This is a genomic window from Bacillus sp. FJAT-18017, from assembly GCF_001278805.1.
Classification (GTDB): domain Bacteria; phylum Bacillota; class Bacilli; order Bacillales; family Cytobacillaceae; genus Bacillus_D.
This window is the reverse complement of sequence record NZ_CP012602.1, coordinates 4,172,578-4,193,702: the sequence shown is the minus strand read 5'-3', so window position 1 is coordinate 4,193,702 and position 21,125 is coordinate 4,172,578. Positions and strand designations below refer to the sequence as shown.

22 protein-coding genes are annotated in these 21,125 nt (G+C 41.6%); 13 read left to right on the top strand and 9 right to left on the bottom strand.

Annotation, left to right across the window (positions count from 1 at the left end):
• Positions 1-315 precede the first annotated feature (315 nt).
• On the top strand, positions 316-2,625 hold the full coding sequence (locus AM500_RS19445; protein WP_053600711.1) for an ABC transporter permease: 2,310 nt from the start codon (positions 316-318) through the stop codon (positions 2,623-2,625).
• Positions 2,626-2,638: 13 nt separating this feature from the next.
• Positions 2,639-3,397: an ABC transporter ATP-binding protein gene (locus tag AM500_RS19440; protein ID WP_053600710.1), complete on the top strand. Its 759-nt coding sequence runs from the start codon at positions 2,639-2,641 to the stop codon at positions 3,395-3,397.
• Between the two features lie 93 nt (positions 3,398-3,490).
• On the opposite strand, the gene AM500_RS19435 is transcribed toward AM500_RS19440, so the two are convergent.
• Positions 3,491-4,900: a PQQ-dependent sugar dehydrogenase gene (locus AM500_RS19435; protein WP_156319857.1), complete on the bottom strand. Its 1,410-nt coding sequence runs from the start codon at positions 4,898-4,900 to the stop codon at positions 3,491-3,493.
• A gap of 183 nt (positions 4,901-5,083) precedes the next feature.
• On the opposite strand from AM500_RS19435, the gene AM500_RS19430 reads away from it, so the two are divergent.
• Positions 5,084-5,719: a hypothetical protein gene (locus AM500_RS19430; RefSeq protein ID WP_197282625.1), complete on the top strand. Its 636-nt coding sequence runs from the start codon at positions 5,084-5,086 to the stop codon at positions 5,717-5,719.
• Positions 5,720-5,735: 16 nt separating this feature from the next.
• On the opposite strand, the gene AM500_RS19425 is transcribed toward AM500_RS19430, so the two are convergent.
• From AM500_RS19425 to AM500_RS19415, 3 genes are all read right to left on the bottom strand, one after another.
• The gene (locus AM500_RS19425; RefSeq protein ID WP_053600708.1) at positions 5,736-6,371 is read right to left on the bottom strand and encodes a DUF2238 domain-containing protein; all 636 of its coding nucleotides are present in this window, start codon (positions 6,369-6,371) and stop codon (positions 5,736-5,738) included.
• 258 nt (positions 6,372-6,629) lie between these two features.
• On the bottom strand, positions 6,630-7,112 hold the full coding sequence (locus AM500_RS19420; RefSeq protein WP_197282624.1) for an MltG/YceG/YrrL family protein: 483 nt from the start codon (positions 7,110-7,112) through the stop codon (positions 6,630-6,632).
• Positions 7,102-7,482 carry a hypothetical protein gene (locus AM500_RS19415; RefSeq protein WP_053600707.1) on the bottom strand — a complete coding sequence of 127 codons (381 nt, stop codon included), beginning with the start codon at positions 7,480-7,482 and terminating at the stop codon, positions 7,102-7,104. Before AM500_RS19415 ends, AM500_RS19420 begins: the two co-directional genes overlap by 11 nt.
• Positions 7,483-7,827: 345 nt before the next feature.
• Here AM500_RS19415 and AM500_RS19410 point away from each other — a divergent pair, with 345 nt between their 5' ends.
• From AM500_RS19410 to AM500_RS19385, 6 genes are all read left to right on the top strand, one after another.
• Positions 7,828-8,028 (top strand): helix-turn-helix transcriptional regulator, encoded by a 201-nt coding sequence (locus tag AM500_RS19410; RefSeq protein WP_053600706.1) that lies wholly within the window; start codon positions 7,828-7,830, stop codon positions 8,026-8,028.
• Between the two features lie 5 nt (positions 8,029-8,033).
• Positions 8,034-8,471 (top strand): hypothetical protein, encoded by a 438-nt coding sequence (locus AM500_RS19405; protein ID WP_053601801.1) that lies wholly within the window; start codon positions 8,034-8,036, stop codon positions 8,469-8,471.
• Between the two features lie 25 nt (positions 8,472-8,496).
• On the top strand, positions 8,497-8,973 hold the full coding sequence (locus AM500_RS19400) for a small multi-drug export protein (protein ID WP_053600705.1): 477 nt from the start codon (positions 8,497-8,499) through the stop codon (positions 8,971-8,973).
• A gap of 215 nt (positions 8,974-9,188) precedes the next feature.
• Positions 9,189-10,154: a TAXI family TRAP transporter solute-binding subunit gene (locus AM500_RS19395; RefSeq protein ID WP_053600704.1), complete on the top strand. Its 966-nt coding sequence runs from the start codon at positions 9,189-9,191 to the stop codon at positions 10,152-10,154.
• A gap of 45 nt (positions 10,155-10,199) precedes the next feature.
• On the top strand, positions 10,200-10,706 hold the full coding sequence (locus AM500_RS19390; RefSeq protein ID WP_156319856.1) for a DUF1850 domain-containing protein: 507 nt from the start codon (positions 10,200-10,202) through the stop codon (positions 10,704-10,706).
• Positions 10,699-12,678: a TRAP transporter permease gene (locus tag AM500_RS19385; RefSeq protein ID WP_053600702.1), complete on the top strand. Its 1,980-nt coding sequence runs from the start codon at positions 10,699-10,701 to the stop codon at positions 12,676-12,678. The genes AM500_RS19390 and AM500_RS19385 overlap by 8 nt, the downstream gene beginning before the upstream one ends.
• A 172-nt stretch (positions 12,679-12,850) precedes the next feature.
• On the opposite strand, the gene AM500_RS19380 is transcribed toward AM500_RS19385, so the two are convergent.
• The gene (locus AM500_RS19380) at positions 12,851-13,225 is read right to left on the bottom strand and encodes a hypothetical protein (protein ID WP_053600701.1); all 375 of its coding nucleotides are present in this window, start codon (positions 13,223-13,225) and stop codon (positions 12,851-12,853) included.
• Positions 13,226-14,570: 1,345 nt separating this feature from the next.
• Between AM500_RS19380 and AM500_RS19375 the strand changes: the two genes are divergently transcribed.
• The 3 genes from AM500_RS19375 to AM500_RS25170 all read left to right on the top strand — a co-directional run bounded on the left by AM500_RS19375 (position 14,571) and on the right by AM500_RS25170 (position 18,228).
• Complete coding sequence (locus tag AM500_RS19375) at positions 14,571-15,275, top strand: MBL fold metallo-hydrolase (protein WP_053600700.1); 705 nt, start codon at positions 14,571-14,573, stop codon at positions 15,273-15,275.
• A gap of 10 nt (positions 15,276-15,285) precedes the next feature.
• Entirely contained in the window at positions 15,286-15,864 is a 579-nt protein-coding gene (locus AM500_RS19370) for a TetR/AcrR family transcriptional regulator (RefSeq protein ID WP_053600699.1), read from the top strand.
• Between the two features lie 1,047 nt (positions 15,865-16,911).
• Complete coding sequence (locus AM500_RS25170; RefSeq protein ID WP_231688045.1) at positions 16,912-18,228, top strand: SH3 domain-containing protein; 1,317 nt, start codon at positions 16,912-16,914, stop codon at positions 18,226-18,228.
• Positions 18,229-18,625: 397 nt separating this feature from the next.
• On the opposite strand, the gene AM500_RS25165 is transcribed toward AM500_RS25170, so the two are convergent.
• From AM500_RS25165 to AM500_RS19355, 4 genes are all read right to left on the bottom strand, one after another.
• Entirely contained in the window at positions 18,626-18,745 is a 120-nt protein-coding gene (locus AM500_RS25165) for a YjcZ family sporulation protein (RefSeq protein ID WP_082347305.1), read from the bottom strand.
• A 34-nt stretch (positions 18,746-18,779) separates the two neighbouring features.
• Positions 18,780-18,884 carry a YjcZ family sporulation protein gene (locus AM500_RS25160; RefSeq protein WP_082347304.1) on the bottom strand — a complete coding sequence of 35 codons (105 nt, stop codon included), beginning with the start codon at positions 18,882-18,884 and terminating at the stop codon, positions 18,780-18,782.
• 251 nt (positions 18,885-19,135) lie between these two features.
• Positions 19,136-19,504, bottom strand: a complete 369-nt coding sequence (locus AM500_RS19360) for an ArsR/SmtB family transcription factor (RefSeq protein ID WP_053600698.1) — start codon at positions 19,502-19,504, stop codon at positions 19,136-19,138.
• A 1-nt stretch (position 19,505) separates the two neighbouring features.
• Positions 19,506-19,925 (bottom strand): SRPBCC family protein, encoded by a 420-nt coding sequence (locus tag AM500_RS19355; RefSeq protein ID WP_053600697.1) that lies wholly within the window; start codon positions 19,923-19,925, stop codon positions 19,506-19,508.
• 202 nt (positions 19,926-20,127) lie between these two features.
• Here AM500_RS19355 and AM500_RS19350 point away from each other — a divergent pair, with 202 nt between their 5' ends.
• A complete protein-coding gene (locus AM500_RS19350) occupies positions 20,128-20,907 on the top strand; it encodes a nitroreductase family protein (RefSeq protein WP_053600696.1) in 780 nt (259 codons plus the stop codon).
• The last annotated feature ends 218 nt before the right edge of the window (positions 20,908-21,125 follow it).

The window sequence follows — 21,125 nt, the reverse complement described above, 5'->3', positions numbered from 1 at the left end:
GAACGCATGAACGAAAGCCCTGAAAAAATAATGGGGATTTCTTTTGCTGTGGTCTGATGTATTTCACCAAGAGGAAGCATGCTTTCGCCATTTGTTCAGAAATGAGCATGATGCTTAAATAGTGGGTTAGTTCACAGCTTGGATATGTTGTCGCTTATGCACTTTTAGTTGCCATTGCGGTTTATGTTTTCACACCACTAATTATTGACGGCGGCGTACTGCTGACAAAACGGTACGTACAGTAGCAAAGGTACACGATAAGCTCATTTCCTTCGCAGGATGTGAGTTAAACTGAAATCGGTTAAGAGGTGACTTATGTATTTCAGAATAATCCGCAATGATATTTTAAAGAGCAAAGCAATAACATTCACTACCATGATATTTGTAGCTGCAGCTTCTATGCTGGTATCGCTCGCAGCGATACTTGTCGTCAATCTTACTGGTGCGCTGGATACGCTAATGACAAAATCTGAAACTCCGCATTTCATGCAAATGCATTCAGGTGAAATTGATACCGTCCGTCTTAAATCGTTTGCAGAGCAAAATGACAATGTTGAAGAACATCAGGTAGTTGAGTTTCTTGGCATAGACGGCGCGCAGATTCTATTAGGCGAAAATTCACTTGCGAATAGTGTGCAGGATAACGGTTTGAGCTTACAGAATGAAAAATTCGATTATCTTCTTGACCTTAACGGCAACATCATCAGAAATGTAAGTGATGGCGAGCTTTATGTGCCAGTAGCCTATATGAAGGACAACACAGTTAAGGTCGGTGAAAAGGCTATAATCAGTGGGAAGGAGTTTACCATTGCGGGATTTCTGCGTGATTCGACCATGAATTCCTCGCTCTCTGCGTCAAAGCGATTTCTTGTGAGCAACAATGATTTTGCTGAATTAAAAGACCAAGGAATTATTGAATATCTGATTGAGTTTAGATTAAAGGATTTTTCGGAAATAGGTGAATTTGAAACGGCCTATGCTTCCGCTGGGCTTGAAGCAAATGGGCCTACTGTTACCTATACGCTTTTCAAAACGATGAACGCCCTTTCAGACGGGATGATGATCGCGGTTATCCTTCTCGTTAGCGCACTTGTCGTTGCTGTTGCTTTTATGTGCATCCGCTTTACACTCCTTGCGAAAATAGAGGACGACTACCGTGAAATTGGTGTAATGAAGGCAATAGGGATGCGTATCTCCGACATAAAGCAAATCTATCTTGTGAAATACTTAAGTGTTGCAGCGATAGGCAGTCTTCTTGGATTCATTCTCTCGGTTATGTTTCAAGGTGTACTTCTAGAAAATATACGGCTTTTTATGGGTGAAAGCGAAAATGCTTCATATGCTATCGCTTTTGGGATTATCGGTATCCTTCTCGTTTTCCTCGCAATTATTGCCTATGTAAATGGTGTGCTGAAACGCTTCCGAAAAATATCCGCTGCAGAAGCTATCCGCTTCGGTATTTCCCAGGAGAAGAAGACGAGCACCAAGCGTTTTTCCTTACTGACAAACAGGTTGTTAAGCACGAATGTTTTTCTGGGAATTAAGGATGTTCTCGCAAGAAAAAGGCTTTATGCCACTAGCTTAGCGGTTCTGGTGATTTCGGCATTCATTATTATTGTTCCTCAGAACCTGTACAACACAATTTCCTCAAAAAGCTTTATTCAGTATATGGGGATTGGAAACTATGACTTGCGCATTCAGACCACTACATCTGAAAAAACCGCTGAAATCGAAAGGGCGATAGAAAGTGACAGTGCTGTTTCCAAGTATGCTGTTCTGACAACAAAGACTTTTAAAATAAGAACAGATAACGGATCAGAGGAAAATATAAAAGTTGAACTCGGTGACCATTCGGCCTTTCCAATAGAGTATTCAGAGGGCAGAGCACCTATAAATGATGACGAAATTGCGCTTTCGGTTATAAATGCTGATGAGTTGAGCAAAAAGGTAGACGATGGGATTAGGCTAGTGATTGAGGGGAAGGAGAAGGATCTTACGGTTACCGGGTTATACTCCGACGTTACAAATGGCGGCAAAACCGCAAAGGCTGTATTCACCGACAACTCGGCCAGCGTCATATGGACCATCGTATGTGTTCAACTTTCAGATAGTTCTCTAGTTGATAAGAAGGTTAGAGAGTACTCAGATCGATTTGATTTTGCTAAGACTTCAGACATCGATGAATTTGTTTCTCAGACACTCGGCTCGACAATTAGTTCCGTCGAAATAGCTTCATACGCTGCAGTTGCTGTTGCGCTTATTATTACGATACTAGTTACACTGTTGTTCATGAAAATGCTTGTGGCTAAGGACAGATATTCCATTGCCGTAATGAAGGCGCTTGGTTTTACAAACTCTGATATTAGGACGCAGTATGTTTCTCGTTCAATTTTCGTCCTGATTATTGGAATCATTCTAGGTACACTACTCGCAAACACTCTCGGAGAAGTCCTTGCGAGCGCGCTTATCTCTTCTTTTGGAGCGTCGACGTTTAATTTCACGGTTAATCCTCTTACGTCATATCTGCTAAGTCCGTTGATGATGATAGTAACAGTGTTAATTGCAACTATGATTGGCACATCGAGCGCGGGACACATAAAAATTTCCGAAAATATAAAAGAGTAGGAGGAGCAGCCAGATGGAGAAAATTATTATCGGTGATCAAATAGTAAAAGCTTTTGGAGTGGGTGATGAACGTCAAAATGTTCTAGAGGGAGTATCTGTTGAAATAAACAGTGGTGAGTTTGTTGCAGTTATGGGGCCTTCGGGGTCTGGGAAATCGACGTTAATGTTTGCTTTAAGTGGAATTGACATTATTGATGGTGGAAAGGTAGTTTTTGACGACAAGGATTTATCGGCAGTCGGGGAGGATGAGCTTTCAGATTTACGAAGAACAAAAATGGGATTTATTTTTCAACAGCCGACTATGCTGAAAAATCTTAATATAATCGACAACATCATTCTTCCTTCAATGCGGGGAAACAGAAAAAACACCGCAAAAGTTTCGGAGAAGGCAAGAGTGCTTCTAAAAAGGGTAGGCATTGCAGAGCTTGAAACCCGAGATATTACCCAGGTTTCTGGAGGGCAGCTTCAGCGTGCAGGGATATGCAGAGCATTGATGAGCAGTCCCAAAATTATCTTCGGCGACGAGCCAACCGGTGCCCTCAACTCAAAATCAGCTCATGAAATAATGGACATTTTTTCCGAAATCAATGCGGATGGTACTGCGATTATGCTTGTAACTCACGATGCGAAGGTTGCAGCCCGGACGGATCGTATTCTGTTTATGCAGGACGGGAAAATTGTAAAAGAGTTGAAGCTTCCTAAATTTAACGGCACGGATATTGATTCCAGAGTCGAAGCGGTGACAGCGAAAATGTTGGATATAGGGATTTGATTTATTGTCAGCCATTCGCAAGGTGATGCAGGAGGATTAATCCAATAGGAGATTAATCCTCGTTGAGTGGAAGGGGTTATTGTTACTGCTTTATCACGGAATAATTTCAAAAACAGTACCTTGGTTAAAATCAGTTACTCTCGATGAGCCATAAATCCCTAAATAGAGTGTGGTTTGATTGAGATTCGTTCCCAAGCTAACATAATAAGCTGATTGGGACCCGAAATTATAATCGGTTTCTATAACACTATAATCATTCAATTTACCGTCAGTTCGTATCCTCGTATAAGCTAAAACCCCTCTAGCAGCTGCTTGAGATTCTTGCTTTCTAACAAAATCGGTAAATATAACACTTCCGGTTAATTCCGGGATTGTTCTCCCCATATAGCCTTGGACTCCTGTAAGAGCGGTTCCTGCAAATTTACCAGGCCGGGAATCTTTATGAAAATAAGTCGTTAATGGCGGCAGACGCTTCGTTGAGGTATTCACTGCATCATTATAAAAAGCGACTGTTTTTTCATCAATTGTCGGATTTGCAGGGCAGCTCCTTATAATCGGCGTAGGGAAAGCACCCTCCCATCCTCGCCAGCCTAAGTTAACAACTCCTTCTTGATTTAGAGTGGTATTCGATATAAAAGCTTGAACCAACTGGGTAACCGGTATTGGTTTATACTGGACGAAAGAAAAAATCGACTCCGCGAAATCCTGTCCAACATTTCCTACATATTTAATGGTTTGATTGTAATACCTTTGAAAAGATATGCCTGGTATATTACGAACCCCTTTGGCAATGACCGAGAGTATCTCTTGAATCCCGGCGGGAAGTTCATTAAACCGTGTGACAACTGGAGGATTAGGGATAAATGTATTTTTACTAACATCAATTTCAATTATTTTCCCTGCAATTTCGATATCATCCTGGGCTAAATTAAAGGGATCATAGCCAGAACCGCCATCTCCATTTGTAAAAACAAGCCTTCCAGTTTCAGGTGAAAAGTTTAAGCTGTTTACCCCATTATGATTAAAAAATGGTCTTCTTAAGGATAATAATGTCCGCCGCTTTTGAGGCTGGCCACTCGGTTGTAATGCCCATTCTTCAACTGTATCAATATGATCAAAGTTTGTATCTCGATTTTCCCACCTAAGGTTTAAAGTCCTTGGATCACACGGGTTAGGCGTATAAGATTCTAGAGCACCAGGGCCTTGTGTACCGGCTACTGAATAATGAAGATAAAAAAGACCGTTGGTATTAAAGTAGGGGTGGAAGGCTAACCCAAGCAATCCCCGTTCATCATAGCCACCAGATAAACCAAGTTTAATAATTCGCGTGCGAATATCCAAAAAAGGTCTTAAGCTTCCGTTTGCTATGTAAAAAATTTCTCCAACCTGGGTCGCAATAAATAATCGTTCGACTGACTCACCCGGAAGTACTGCTGTTTTTATTACTGTGGGCAAATTGATCCCACTTACAATCGGACGTAAACGAACCTTCACGTTTCCCAACCCCTTCATATTTGTCTTCTTTTTATAAGAATATGAATAGAGCTATAGTATTCATGCCAAATCAGGATTAAAGACATGAGTTTCGAATCAGCGTTAAAGCAATAGCCTCTGTCATAAACCGATTGTAAAGACGAATAAACATAAAGTGTTATAAACCAGAATGTAAAAGTTGGAGATGAGAGTGTGAAGAAGGGGAGAAGTAAAGCCATACGGTATTGGCGCAATTCTTTGTATGAAACTAAATTGGGCTTATGGGAATTATCACCTGCCATGAAACTAATCCTTACTGCAGTGCTAAGCTTGATTGCAGCGATATTCCAATCTGCAGGGGGATATATGCCAGGCATCGGCTTTTTTGTGAGCGCAATGGCAACTTTACCTTTATTTTTAGCAACGGTTGTTTCTGTCCGACAGGGATTCCTTTCCTATTTGGTAACAATCCTGCTACTATTAGTTATCCAGCCTAGTGAACTGCTTATTTTTACGTTCACAACTGGTTTACTGGGATGGGCAATCGGCTTTTGCTTCCGTAAGTTAAAAATAAGATTTTTAGTTGTTTCCTTGGCAGGTGCTACCTTATTTATGGGAATATTCACGCTTCTTTTTATCTTTCACTTTCCCGTACTCGGGCCAGGTGTAGGCACGTCTTTTCAATTTGGTCCTTTATTGCTCGTCGCGATATTCAGTTTTCTATATGCATGGATGGCAGCCGAAGCCTGTTCGTTTGTTTTGAAACGGTTGCTTTGTGCTCTGCCGGAAAAAGTAATTAAGTCGGTATCTACAGATGGTTCAGTATCGAGAAAACATGTTGAGAAATGAAGTATAGATTTAATTATTAATTTTCCTCGTTATTGTTGCTGGGTAGTTCCCTGTTATGAAGTTTTGACAAAAAAAGTAGTGCGAGAACTGAACCAATTAGGGTTAACGACATATCCCATTGTGCATCCCACATACTTCCTTGTGTACCTAAAAAATTTTTTGATTCTTTTCCACCATGCGTTATAAGGAAAAATAACCATTCAATAATTTCATAAAGGGCACCAATTGCCAGGGAAATACTTATTATGATGGCAATCAACCAAGGTCCTCTACTTAACGGAGTTTTTCTTAATAAAATTTCCCTTATAACTATTACACCCAATCCCTTTAACAAATGACCAAAGCGATCATAGTGATTTCGGTGTAAATCAAAGACATCCTTTATCCAATTAAATAGAGGAACCCTCGAATAAGTATAATGGCCGCCAATGAACATCAAGATTGCCAGGGCTGCAATGATAATATAAGACAGGGTTGTCAGTCGAAACCGTTTGTATGTAAGTACGACAATCAACACCCCGATTACAGCAGGACCTGCCTCTACAGCCATTAAGCCGTATCCTCCAATTGGCTTAATCATCGACCAAATAAAAACTGCGATAACAAACAAGAGTAGAAAAATGTGAATGAAGTTCTTTTTTCCTTTAGTCACTGTCACCCATCCCTTAAAAGTTTGATCAAGAAATCGTATAGGAGAAGGAGATGTAAGATTTACCCTCTTCTTATAGTGTTGTTTAATCGAAAAAGATTATTCGAACAAGATAAACAGCATGGGTTAACTTATTTGACTCGAAGATACATTCTAGGGGTTAATCCAGCAACTTGAGTTCTGTTTATGAAGAAATTAATTATGAGGAAATAAAAAAATACTGCAGCGAATTGCCGCAGCATTATGTATGTTTCAACTGACCTATCGGAAAATAGTAGAAATGACCTGATCATATGTCATAGAACTGTCTACCATATATACACCAGGGCGCAGCTTTTTCATCAGACCCTTTTTCTCAATGTCCTTTGAAAAAGCAAAGGCATCCTTGACTATACCGGCTTGTTCTAATGCTCTTCCTACATTAATACTGGTCATGCCATCCGAAACATTAATAACTACTTTGGTTACAGGTTTGGCGTTAGACGGGGCTTCTGCAGGCTTTGTTTGTTTTTGGGCCGCAGCCTTGGCATCGTTTATAGTCTTGTCGTATTCCTCTTGGGTTTGCACAACATAGCCTTTCGTTTCGAGCTCACCTTTCATCTCGCCTTCGGACAATTCAACTTTTTCAACGTTTTCAGTCTTGGATGAAGCCTTAGGTGTGTCAACAGTGAAGTAAACAACTGCACAAATAGCTGTTGTTAAAAACATTCCGGCAGCAAAACTGCTCAATAAGTTAATTCTCATTGGCAACTTTTCTCCCTTCATCCTGCACTTTCTGATAAGGAGCGATAATGTTTTGAATTGTACCAGGAGTAACCTTTTTCATTTCTGCAATACTTTCAATTGAATAATTACGATAATATAAGTCTAGAACTTCACGCATCAGAAGCAATTCCTCTGAAGACTGCCGGATTCCAGCTGCCTTAATAAATACTTCCTGGTCAAGCTCAATATTTCGAATTGAATTTTGAAGAGCATGGATTTCTTCCATAGTAGAAATGTGAACCTGGTCGATTCGGTTGATTTCATCTTTTGCTGCGCGAGTTGATCGTAGAATAGAAACAATGAGTAGTAAAACGGATACCACAAATAATCCGGCTAATGTCCATTCCATAAATCAAACCTCCTTCTTAAGTTGAATATAGACTCACAAGTTTTTATTATACAAGGAATCGTTTTGTTTTTCGAATTATACCCCATAAATACTCTTCGCTTTATATCAATAATTTATGGCAGTAGGGCAACAAAGTTATTTTATCAAAAAAACTAAAAGCTGATTGCTATCGGACAAACCGATCAGCTAATTAAAGAAGAATGTTTTGCAATGGATATTCTAAAAGAATATCTAGTTTTTTATGTGGTTTTTCGCAATTTTTTATAACAAAAGGCAAACTATGTTTTACATTTTGTTAGTCATGATTTACAATTTATTTAAAATATAGACGAAAGGAACATTAGGATGCTTGAAAACAGAGTGCGTGAACTTAGGGCGCGTTTTAAGTGGACTCAACAGGACTTAGCAGATGCTATTGGTGCAACCCGCCAAACCATTGGCCTTATTGAAAAGGGGGACTACGCCCCTTCGGTTACATTAGCATTAAAGATTTCTAAAGCATTTAACTTACCAATTGAAGAGATTTTTTATCTAAAGGGGGAGTGAAATTGATGATTCAAAGAATTGTACGGTCACCATTTGTACCAATGTTTATATTTGTTATCCTGATTGCTTTTCTAATTTTATCTGTAGTGAGTTCTGAGAGTGGAAATGCAATCGTACGGTTCATCTTTTTATTATTAGTCGCATTCACCCTTCTATGGACTGCCTTAATTCAGCTGCATAATCGAAGAAATCCGAATGCCCCCGTAAAGGCATTAGGAATTATACCCCCAGAGTTTCTTGAAATGGATGAAGGACATCAGTGGATCACTTACAAGGCTTGTAAAAATGTTTATATTTATTATTCATTTGCTTTACCAGTGATTGCAGTCATTAATTTTATCCTTTCAGGCTATATAGTAGTTCCTTTATTGAGCATTGGAATTTTAGGTTTGGGTCAATACATAGTTTATTGGTTAACAATTCGTAAGCTTAATAATTATTAATACTAGTTTTATAGGGGATGATTATATGTTGGAGTGGGTTGCAGAAGTTAATGTTATTTGGCAGTATCTTGTATTATTTTTACTTGCTCTAGCTCCCTGGATGGATGTTTCGCTAATCGTTCCTCTAGGGATACTTTGGGGAATGTCGCCAATTGGGGTGGGTATAACAGCCTTTGTAGGCAATTTCATCTTAATATTTTTGCTTGGCTTGTTTTTTAAGCAGTTTAGCCGCTGGAGAGCAAAGAGGAGAGAGAAAAAGGGTATTACCGGACCAACAAAGAAAGAAACTCGTTCAAGGAAAATTTGGGAAAAGTATGGCATTCCGGGTTTAGCTTTGCTTGCCCCAATTCTTGTTGGAACTGATATAGCTGCCGTCTTGGCTCTTACATTGGGTTCTTCTAAAACTCGGGTGGTGGGCTGGATGACTCTTAGTTTAGCTGTTTGGACGATTGTTTTTGTAGTGGGCTCTGTCTATGGATTTAGTTTTTTAAATGTGATTTAACGAATTAGCATCATATTTGCCAATAGATTTTAAAGGATGAAAATAGTATCTATCTCAGGAGACCGGGAAAAATTCTCGGTCTCTTTTTATTGGTCCAATACTGGTTAAAATATATTTTTCTTACCTTCTCCTAACATCTGGTTTGACACCCAACTACTACCGTGGTTAAACTATTAATGATGGAATATTTAGAAAAATCACAAGGGGGATAAAAGATGAAAAAAGGATTAGTTGCGTTAATGTCAGTATTTTTTCTAATTGTTGCCGGATGCTCTTCTTCAGGTTCTTCCGGAGGGGATTCCGATCCAAAAGCTATCACAATTGCAACAGGGGGAACAGGCGGGGTTTATTATCCGCTGGGTGGCGGAATAGCTGAGATTTTGGAAGGTGAAATGGACATTACTGCAACCGCACAGGTAACTGGAGCGTCTGTTGAAAACATGCAGCTGCTTTCCAAAGGAGATGTGCAGGTATCATTCACTCAAAATGATATTGCCGATTATGCGGTGAATGGCAAAGAGGTTTTTAAAGACAAGCTGAAAGGAATCAGCGCAATCTCGACTCTTTACCCGGAAATCATCCAGCTCGTTGTTGCTGCGGACAGCGATATTCAAACAATTGAAGACCTGAAAGGGAAGAAAGTATCCGTTGGGGCACCAGGAAGCGGAAACGAAGCAAACAGCAAGCAGATTCTTGCAGCTGCTGGCCTCGACTATGACGATATTGATGAAGAACTGAAATCATATGCTGATTCAGCCGACAGCTTTAAAGATGGCTTGATTGATGCAATGTTTGTAACTTCCGGAGTTCCAAACTCTTCGGTGTCCGATATTGCCGTGTCAAAGAAAGTCCGTGTTGTAAGCCTTGGCGATGACATCATCTCCAAGCTGAAATCGGACTATCCATTCTTCATCGATGAAGTTGTACCGGCGGGATCATACGAAGGCCAGGACCAAGATGCAAAAACCGTTGCTGTACTCGCCGCTTTGACAGTCAGCAGCGATTTAAGCGAAGACTTTGTTTATGACCTTACAAAAGCAATCTATGAAAATCTTGATAAATTAAGTGCAAAGCATGCAAAAGGAAAGGAAGTCAAGGCTGAAGCAGCTCTTGAAGGACTGACCATTCCTCTGCACCCGGGTGCAAAGAAGTACTTTGACGAGAAGGGCATCAAGCAGTAAGGGGGCACATGCAAGGGAGCTATTCAGGCTCCCTTGCATCATTTTATGAAGAAGTACGCTGCAATCCTCGCAGGTTTAACGCTCTTATTTTGGTCGCTGCAAGCGAACCAAACCCCGGAGTTGACCATCACATCAAATAAAACAAATGAAATTTTGTGGAGCAAGCCTGTCGAGCAGGGCGATTTGTTTACGATCAGGTTTACCCACTCAGTGGAAAGAACCGAAGTTGACGAAGTCCTCCGGATTGGCGATGGTAATCTGGTGATTGATTCTACAATCTATGAATCTTTTGGGGCCGGTTTGCCCTTTGATATTGAAGAAGGACAGAAAATGAAGACGGAAGACGGAAAGGTCACCATTGAGAATATCAATCGCGAAATTCCGTTCATGGATTTGTTTATCGGACAGGTCATTGCGAATCATACGTTGATTATCGAGGAAGAAGAAATTCCCTTGAAATCTCTGAGTGAACCTGGTACATCAGTGCGCTTCTCTGTTACAGACGAAAGCCGAGTACAGTCATTTTTTAGGAGGTTGTTGCAATTTGAATAAAGGGTTACAGGATCAAAATACTCTCACAGAAAAAGACCTCCAGGACCTGCTGGCGGAATACGATCCGGAAGCAGGGACGAGAAGGTTAAAAGGACTAGCGCACAAACTTGTCGTGCTGCTGGCAATTTCGTTTTCCATTTTCCATATTTACACTGCATATATTGGCGGGCTTGGCTCACAGCTCCAGCGGTCGATCCATCTTGCGTTTGTTCTGTGTTTAATATTTCTTTTATTTCCTTATACGAAAAAGAAAATCGGTGAAGCGAAAATTCCGATTTATGATATAGTCTTGGCGGCAATAGGGGCATTTGTCGGCCTGTATTGGCTCCTGTTCTTTGATGATATCGTTAGTAGGATTGGAATGCATAGCCCACTTGATCTTACCGTAGGAGCACTGGCCATTGTCCTGGTTCTTGAAGGATGCCGGAGAGTTGTCGGCTTGCCGATTACGATCATTGTATCAGTATTCCTTGTGTACGCATTGTTCGGGCAATACTTCCCATCGTTTTTAAGGCATGGCGGACTTTCCTTTGAACGGATGTTTTCCCATATGTACTTCACAACTGAGGGAATCTTAGGAACACCGCTGGCAGTATCGGCTACGTTCATCTTCTTGTTCGTACTCTTTGGGGCGATTCTTGATAAAACAGGTGTAGGGGATTATTTTAATGATCTTGCACTTGTCGTTGCCGGAAGGGCGAGCGGAGGACCGGCAAAAGTAACGATTTTTTCCAGTGCGCTTCAAGGAACAATAAGTGGAAGTTCGGTTGCGAATGTCGTTACATCGGGTGCCTTTACAATCCCGCTGATGAAGAAGCTTGGCTACCGTAAGGAGTTTGCGGGAGGCGTTGAAGCGGCTTCATCTACCGGAGGACAAATCATGCCCCCGGTAATGGGAGCGGCCGCCTTCCTAATGGCGGAATTTACGGGAATACCTTATTGGACAATCGTAAAGGCAGCTGCGATACCCGCAATCCTTTACTTTGTCGGTATTTGGATTATGACTCACTATGAAGCAAAAAGGCTTGGCCTGAGAGGTTTGACAAAGGAAGAACTGCCTTCGGGCAAATATGTTCTTTCAAGATTATATTTACTTGTACCAATCGTCGCCATTATCTATTTCTTGAGTACTGGAATGAGCCCAATGCGTGCGGCGCTGTATGCCCTGTTCATTGCTGTTGTCACCGGGTTCATCCAGCCGGGTGAAAAAAGGCTGACGATTAAAGGCTTGTTCGAAGCTCTTGAAACGGGTGCTCGGGCCGCGCTTGGCGTAGCGATTGCCTGTGCGGCTGCGGGAATGATTGTCGGAGTAATTGTTTTAACTGGAATCGGCTTGAAGTTTGCCAACGGACTGATTGACCTTGCTGGAGGAAACTTGTTCATCACATTGGTAATGACGATGGTGGCGAGCCTGATTCTTGGAATGGGCGTCCCGACGACGGCGAACTATGTTATTACGTCAATGATAGCCGCACCTGTGCTGGTCGAGCTTGGATTCCCGCTATTGGCTGCGCACATGTTTGTATTTTATTTCGGCATATTGGCTGACATTACACCGCCAGTCGCATTGGCTGCTTTTGCCGCCTCGGGAATTGGCAAGAGTGACCCGCTAAAGACTGGATTCGAATCAACCCGTCTGGCTATTGCCGCCTTTATCATCCCGTATATCTTCGTATTCCAGCCGCAAATGCTGCTCATCGACACCGAGTGGACGGGAGCAATTGGAATTATGATAAGCTCAACGATTGGGATGATAGGAGTCGGAGCGGGAATGATCGGCTATTGGGTCAAACCATTAAACATTCTCCTGCGGATGGTCCTTGTCGCGGCGGGTATCATGCTCGTTATACCGGAGTTAACAACATCCATTATCGGATTTGTGCTGATGGTCGCTATTTATGTGTATCAAAAGTTTTTCCAAAGCAGCACCGATAAAAACTTAAAACTTGGCAAGCAACAGCAGCAATTGTAAAAAATCGAAGGGGAAACCCTTCGATGTTTTTACATTCGCGTTTCATACGAGACGAGTATCATTATTGGTCGAATGTATGTAAAAAAAAAACAATGCTGCCTTGAAGTAGACAGCATTGTTTTTTTTAATCAGAAATACTGTTTAATGTTTTCATGGCAAGGAGCCAAACTCTCTAATATCCGTAGCCATACCCATAAGGATAAGGTTGGTATGGAGGGTAGAAATATGGGTAAGGGTACAATACTGTAATATATGGGTATGGGAAACGGCGTCTCCGGTATCGGCGATATCTTCTCCTGCGGCCGCCGTCATAGTCATCACCGTAATTGTTGTAAAACCCTCCAAATTGTCTAGCTTGTTGTCCTGCATCAACATCTTCGGGAACTAGCATGGTCACGCCTTCCTGATCCATGTCATCGAGGATACCCTCAACTTGTGAACCGTCAGCCATCTGTCCCACAACATGATAGTTCATATAATTTCTGCATAACTGCATCATTTGGTCTTGCTGGTATCCACCTTGGGCTTGGTAAGGATTCATTTGCATGTAATATATTCCTCCTCTCATTCAATCCTAGGATATTCAACCAGTTTGTATAATGTTAATGTAAAAAGAAAATTAAAACTAAAAGATGTTTTTGAAGTGATTACTATATCCGCCTCCATTGAATTTTTTTAGTGTACGAGTAAAAACAGAGATTTCCATCTAATGGCAGCATTATAAAAAAACTTCCCCATCTTAAAGGGGAAGTTAAATGACCTCCTTAATTGATTTGTAGGGTTTCGGTTCGACTCCCTCCAGAAACGGATAAGCCTCTTCGCTGGTAATCCAGAATTATAATAAGGAAGGGGTCGTGGTACTTTGCACTCTTCCGGTAGGAGGAAGCCAATGAAGAATATAAAAGATCATAAACTGGATGTAAAAGACCGGATCCAGGCGGTCTCAAAAACAAAGGATGAGGAGATTGTTTAATAAAAGGGACTTTCTTCTGGCTACGGATGGATAGTAGGTGCACGAAACTCCATCCCTTATTTTTGAAGTATCTTATCAAGTTTCTTTTCAATCCTTTTAAATCTTCTTTCAAAATGCAGATACGTGATGTAGCCCGTTATTGCTTTGGCCAGAAAAAATAAACCGGCTGCAATACTAATTAGAAGGTAGTTATTCCGTAAATGACCCAAAACCTCATTAATATTATCCACAGCAGCTCAACAACCCTTTAGTCATAAAATTGATAATGTTAATTATGTCCTCAATGTCTGACTTTATGTAAAAAAGTTGTTGTTCATAATTAATGTGGAATTCAATCTTAATCATAAAAATGAAAACTAACAAAATTGGGGATTTACACCTAACAATTCTTTCTGGAAAAAGCCGGCCTTCGCCGGCATTAACGCTCCAAGTACACATCACCATCCACTGAAAGGATTCCGAAACAGAAACCTTCCAACTTAAACTTTATGAGCCAATTTACTGTGGATATGAGCCTTATATGAGCCATTTCAACACTGTTATGAGCATTTAGACATTTTTTGGAAATGTTCTGAAGTGGAGACGATCCAACTTAAAATTAATAAGCTGATTTACTGTGCATATGAGCCTTATATGTGCCTTATATGAGCCATTTCAACGCTGTTATGAGCATTTAGACATTTTCCTTCGCCCGCCGCTACCCTAAGGCTAATACATTAAGAGTCTGGGAAAGGCGGAATAATCCAATAGAGCTGACTAAAAGATTATTAAGTTCCATGAAGTGATGATGAAACTAAAATACGCTTAGTGCCACTCGGTTACCATGTTAAATGGGCTGAATTTTTATTATTTCTGGTTGATAAAACTAATAACATTAGTTAAAATAAAACTAATCATATTAGTTTATGGGGGTGCGGAAGTGAGAATAATTCATGAGGGCAATTTGTATCAATTAACGACAATGCCAAGAGTTTTTCCGGTCAATTGCTATCTTGTAGAAGAAAAGACAGGGCTGACACTGATTGATGCCGCAATGCCATTTTCCGCAAAGGGAATTATACAAGCTGTAAATTCAATTGGTAAGCCGATTACGAGTATCGTTCTTACTCATGCTCATGAGGATCATGTAGGAGCACTGGATAGTATTAAAGCTGCGTTTCCCGATGCATTGGTTTATGTATCCGAGCGAGACTCAAGGATTATGGAAGGGGACCGGTCACTTGAAGTGCATGAAGAGCAAACCCCAATCAAAGGCGGTATTCCCAAAAAGCTTAGAACGAGAGCTGATGTACAATTGAAAGAAGGGGACAGGGTGGGCTCGCTGCTCGCCGTAGAGTCACCGGGACACACACCGGGCTCAATGTCTTTTTTAGACACCCGCAGCAATGCACTAATTGCTGGCGATGCATTCCAAACAAGGGCCGGACTGGCGGTAGCTGGCGACAAAAGATTGCTCTTTCCTTTTCCGGCAATCGGAACCTGGAGCAAGGCAACGGCTTTAAAAAGCGCAAGAAAATTAGCCATACTAAAACCGTCACTACTAGCTACTGGCCATGGCGAAATGATAAAAAATCCTGTGGAGCCAATGGAAGAAGTTATTCGGAGATTCGAAAATAGTATGTAGGAGAGAGTGTATGTCACCCAGACCGAAACAAGCGCTGGAGCTAAAAACCATTTTAGAAACAGCCGCAAAAATAGCAGATAAATCGGGGCTGAATGAGGTTACCCTTGCTAACCTTTCCAAAGAACTGAATATCCGCCCGCCATCTTTATACAATCATTTTGAAGGGTTATCAGGGCTGCATGAAAATTTAGCAGTGTACGGAATCCAACAGCTATATAACTCCCTTGTAAAGGAAGCTGTCGGCCTTGCCGGGGAAGAAGCCGTAATGAAATTGGCAAAAGCGTATGTTGATTTTGTCCGCAGGCATCCAGGTTTATATGAGGCCACGATTTCTACGCGAACCGTAATTAACGAAGAATTTCATGAGGTTGGGAATAAGATAGTTGACCTTACTAAACGAGTTCTTAAAGCATATGGCTTGGAGGGAGAAAGTGCAATCCATGCTGTCAGGGGACTCCGAAGCATCCTTCACGGTTTTTCTTCACTCGAACAAAAGGGCGGATTCGGATTGGCCCTGGAAACAGACCTAAGCCTAACCTTCATCATCAAGTCATTTTTAAAAGGAATCGAGGAAATAAACGTTAACTAGCCAACTATGGGTAGTTCCCGTTTGAAATCTGTGAGTTCCGAACAGATTTTACACACAATTATTCTATTCCGGCTGCCTGAAGTTTACTTCAGGCAGCCTTTTTGACTTTAAGTCGACATGTAAATAGATTTTTCTATTCTCCAGGAAATACAATTCTTCTGAACGGGGCGGCCCACTTCTTGAGGGGGATGCAGGATACAGGGGGCCGAGCTGTGGCTTTGTTGTACCTCATAACCGGAAATATGGATTCACCTCTTTTCCTGATTCGACCACCTTCATAAGCCAAATGAAGGACGGTACGCGTACTTTTTACAGGTTGTTCCCGTCTTCATTGACCGGATGAAGGACGGTAAGTACTCTTTTTAGCGACTGTTCCCACCTTCATAAGCCAAATGAAGGACGGTACGCGTACTTTTTACAGGTTGTTCCCGTCTTCATTGACCGGATGAAGGACGGTAAGTACTCTTTTTAGCGACTGTTCCCACCTTCATAAGCCAAATGAAGGACGGTACGCGTACTTTTTACAGGTTGTTCCCGTCTTCATTGACCGGATGAAGGACGGTAAGTACTCTTTTTAGCGACTGTTCCCACCTTCATAAGCCAAATGAAGGACGGTACGCGTACTTTTTACAGGTTGTTCCCGTCTTCATTGACCGGATGAAGGACGGTAAGTACTCTTTTTAGCGACTGTTCCCACCTTCATTAGCCAAATGAAGGACGGTACGCGCACTCTTTACAGGTTGTTCCCGCCTTCATAAACCGAATGAAGATGGTAACCACTCATTTTTATTGCTGTTCAACAGGCGGGCTTTTTTTGCGATCAAATGGAGGTTTTTATATTTCCAAATTGCACCATTTTGCACTCCGAAACAGCTAGTGTGAGTCCAACACGAAAGTCCCGATTCTTATGGGAAATCCATGTCTTATTATTCATTTCTCACTATTTCAATGGATTTGGTTAGACTTTAGCGAGCTAGTTTCCTATTTTGATAGTAGTTGCAAGATTCGATAAATACTTACAAAAATCTTGCCGGGAGGGAGAGGAATATGGCTAATAAGAGAAGGAATGAGATGAAAAAGAGACCGGTTTTGGGGATTGTATCTAAAGGGGTTATTGCGTCGGCTATCTTTGCCAGTTCTTTCGCTTCAACAGGTGTTCCATTTAGCAGTCCACCTGTTGCAGAAGCAGCGGCTCCAGCCTATACAGTTAATGCGTCAAGCTTAAACGTCAGGTCAGGCCCTGGTACCCAATATGCCAGGATTGGCGGATTGCCGAGGGGCAGCAGCATTAACGTCATTGAGAAAGTAAGCAACGGCTGGTACAAAATTAATTACAATGGCAAAACTGGCTATGTTGCAGGGCAGTATGTAGCAGTCAACGGCACCTCAGTGAAAAGTACATATCGGGTCACAGCTACAGCTTTAAACGTTAGGACTGGGCCGAGCACAAAATATGCGAGAATCGGCCTTCTAAAGAATGGCGCGGCAGTGAATGTAGTCAAGAAGGAAAGTAATGGATGGTACAAAATTAACTACAATGGCAAAACTGCCTATGTTTCAGGACAGTATGTTTCAGTTAACGGAGTAAAAAGTACATATAGGGTCATAGCTACAGCTTTAAACGTAAGGACCGGTCCGAGCACAAAATACGCGAGAATCGGCCTGCTAAAGAATGGAGCGACAGTGAACGTGGTCAAGAAGGAGAGCAACGGCTGGTACCGAATTACATATAACGGAAGGACCGCCTATGTTGCCGGCCAGTACGTTGCAGCCGGAACAGCCACTATTCTCAATGTTCCACTGATCGCCCAGCGCCCTGTGCTGCCGGCTGGCTGTGAGGTAACAGCCCTGGCGATGGCGCTCAATTATCATGGTGTAAACGTAAGCAAAACAACCTTGGCAGATAAAATGCCGTATGATAAGACGCCTCTTACAAGGAACTCAAACGGCTCGATCAAGACATGGGGGGATCCGGATGTAGGATATGTCGGCACTCCATATGGCAACGGGCATACGATTAACCCAGGTCCACTGAAGAAACTCCTCGATCAGTACCGTCCGGGAGGAGTGAACCTTCACGGCAAGGATTTTTCTCAGGTTGAAGCCCACGTCAAAAACGGGGCACCGGTACTTGTCTGGTTTACAATTAACCATGAAATGCCGAATAAGCGCACCTGGAAGACTCCTGCCGGAAAAACAATATCAGCCCCAACTCCGCTCCACTGCATCGTTGTTACAGGTGTAGATGGAAAGTATGTATACTTTAACGACAGTGAAGCTGTAAAAAAGAATATAAAAATGGAAAAATCTAAGTTTATCAAGATTTACAATGCAATGGGAAAACGCGCACTGGCGGTTAAATAATAGTTAGCGACAGCTCCTATAAAAGAGGGCTGTCTTTTCTTATTTACTTTTCTTAAAGATAGTTGCTAAAGAATTAAATTTAATATGGCAGAATAGTAGAGAAGGGGATATGGGAAATGGTGAATAAAATAAAAATTCATTCATTGATTCTATTAAGTCTTTTTATTAATGCAATGCGGGGCATTTGGTGGGTGAGGTTCACGAGACTTCTGTTAATCAACTAACGGCTTCTTATGTATAATATCCCTTTAAACTGAAAGCTCGGAGTTTAAAAATCTCCGAGCTGTTTCCGGTACTGCCTATTTGTATAGATTAAAATTGAAATATTATCACGTTTTTAGCCTCGAACTGTCCAAAATAGAACCCGTTATTATAATGTTCATTTTAATATTTCCGATTAATAACCATTAAAGCAAACTGCGCCGATAATGATTAAAAGAATGAACAAGACAACGATTAAAGCGAAACCGCCGCCATAACCACCGCCGTAGCCGCCATATCCGCCGGAAAAGCCCATAGAAAAACCTCCATTCAAAGAAAATTATTTACTCTTAATACCTGCCGCCAACATATGAAGATCCTATAATGATCAATAAGATAAACAGGACAACGACTAAAGCAAAGCCTCCACCATAACCTACTCCATCACCAGACATATCTATCCCTCCTTCAATGCACTTAATAACAGAGTATGTGAAACTGAAAAATTGGGAAGGGCGCAAGTAAATGAGGACTAGGTAAAGATGTATTAAAGTCCAGATAATGCTTTTACTGAAAAAATAAAAAACCCCTGGGCAGGGGCATTCTTTGGCAATACATATGGCTTCAGACTAAAGTTGTTAAATAAAATCCGCTTACTCTAGCTAGTAGCGGGCACCTGTAAGCTTAAAATAGAAAAAACCGACAACTAGTCATTGCCGGTCGAATCTGCTTTATCAACCGCCTTTATCCCTTGTTCACCATTTTCCACAATATGCTTAAGAACAGAAAGCCTATTTCCCCAAAACTTCTCGTAAAAGGACAGCCATTGCTTCAGTTCCGTCAAAGGCTCCGGGCGAAGCTGGTAAATCTTCTCCCGGCCGACTTTCCGTCCGCTGACTAACTCTGCCTCTGAAAGAACCTGCAGGTGTTTAGCAATCGCAGTTCTGCTTATTGGAAAGTGGGAGGTGATTTCGGAAATGGGACGTTCCTTTTCCGCCAGCAATCGTAGAACCTCTCTACGTGTTGGATCGGCTATGGCCTGAAAAACATCATGCTTTTGAGCAGAGGATGACACCTTACTTCTCCACAATACCGCGTAGATTTTCTACAATGCCAGTCCAACCGTGAGACATTCTGTCGCGAATAACGGAGGATTTTTCGCCAGCCTTACCAATGATTTCATCTGCCTGCTTCCAACCACCGTGGATTAAGGTGAATTCGGTCTGATCGCCGAGTTCCTTTAATTCAAAGGTTAAAAACCATCCGTCGGTATCCCAATCAAACGAAAGGCGATGGGGTGGTTCATATTCGGTAACCTTACATGGTGACGGCCCAAACGGTGACTGTATGGTAAATTCATATCCCACTTCTGGCTTAAAATCATTGGGCATAAACCATTCCGAGATGCCCTCTGCAGTTGACACATGATTCCAGACTTTTTGAATCGGTGCATTAAAGACAACGGTTTGTTTAATATCCTGCAATCTGTTTTCCATATAAAATCCCTGCTTTCATTTAAAAATAACACCTTTTAGTTTCGCTTTTTCAGTATACAAAACCAAATGGTTTCATGTCAACGAAATGTAGAATATCTTCTAGTTTTCCTTTATCACGATTAAAAACCTTTCCTAAGTTGTATAAAATTATTTCAGAATATTCTCATCAAATGATATAGTTTTTTTATAAGGAGTGATGGAGTTGGAATTCAATGATATTATTCACGGACATAGATCAATCCGTGAATATGAGGACAGGGAAGTTAGCCAGGAGCTGCTGGATCAAATACTGGATGCGGGCATTCGCGCCTCATCAAGCGGCAATATGCAGACATATTCAATCATTGTCACAAGAGACACAGAACTTAGGAAAAAATTATACACCGCACATATGGAACAGTCGATGGTTGTCGATGCACCTGTGCTTGTAACATTTTGTGCCGATTTCAATCGGATGCGAAAATGGCTTGAGCTCAATGATGCTCCTGTCCATTTTGATAACTTCATGAGCTTTATGATAGGTGCGATTGATGCAACGCTGGCAGCGCAAAACTGTGCTTTGGCAGCGGAAAATGCAGGGCTTGGCATCTGTTACATGGGCTCAACGCTAGCAAACTGTGATCAAATCGGCGACCTGCTGAATCTGCCGCCCAACGTCGTGCCAGTTGTGGGATATTCATTAGGATATCCAGCCGAAAACCCGTCACCACGTGATCGGCTGCCAAGTCATGGACTGGTTCACTACGACCAGTACCGTGATTACTCAGATGAAGATATCCTCGAAATCTATAGAGACCGAAACGAAAAGGGGTGGGACCGCTATATGGCCAACCCGAGGCTAAAGGAAATGACCGAGCGATTGGGATTAAAAAACCTGGCGCAAATCTATACAATCGCCAAGTATACGAAAGAATCCCATATGGAATTCTCTCAGACAGTGCTGAATTACCTGGAGAAGCAGAATTTTATGGAGAATGAGTAAGGAGTGTACATAATTGGCATCGTTCCATGATGGGTACTAATTGGAACTACTTATAGGCACCACAGTAATGACAACAGTCTACACCAGATACATAAAAGTCCATTCATCTTCTTTGTTGAGCAACACTATAAAAATTAGATTGTATCTATTTTTTTACAACGGTACAAAAATAATAGCCAGGACACATACACTATCTCTTTGTGATTTTTGATGAAAAA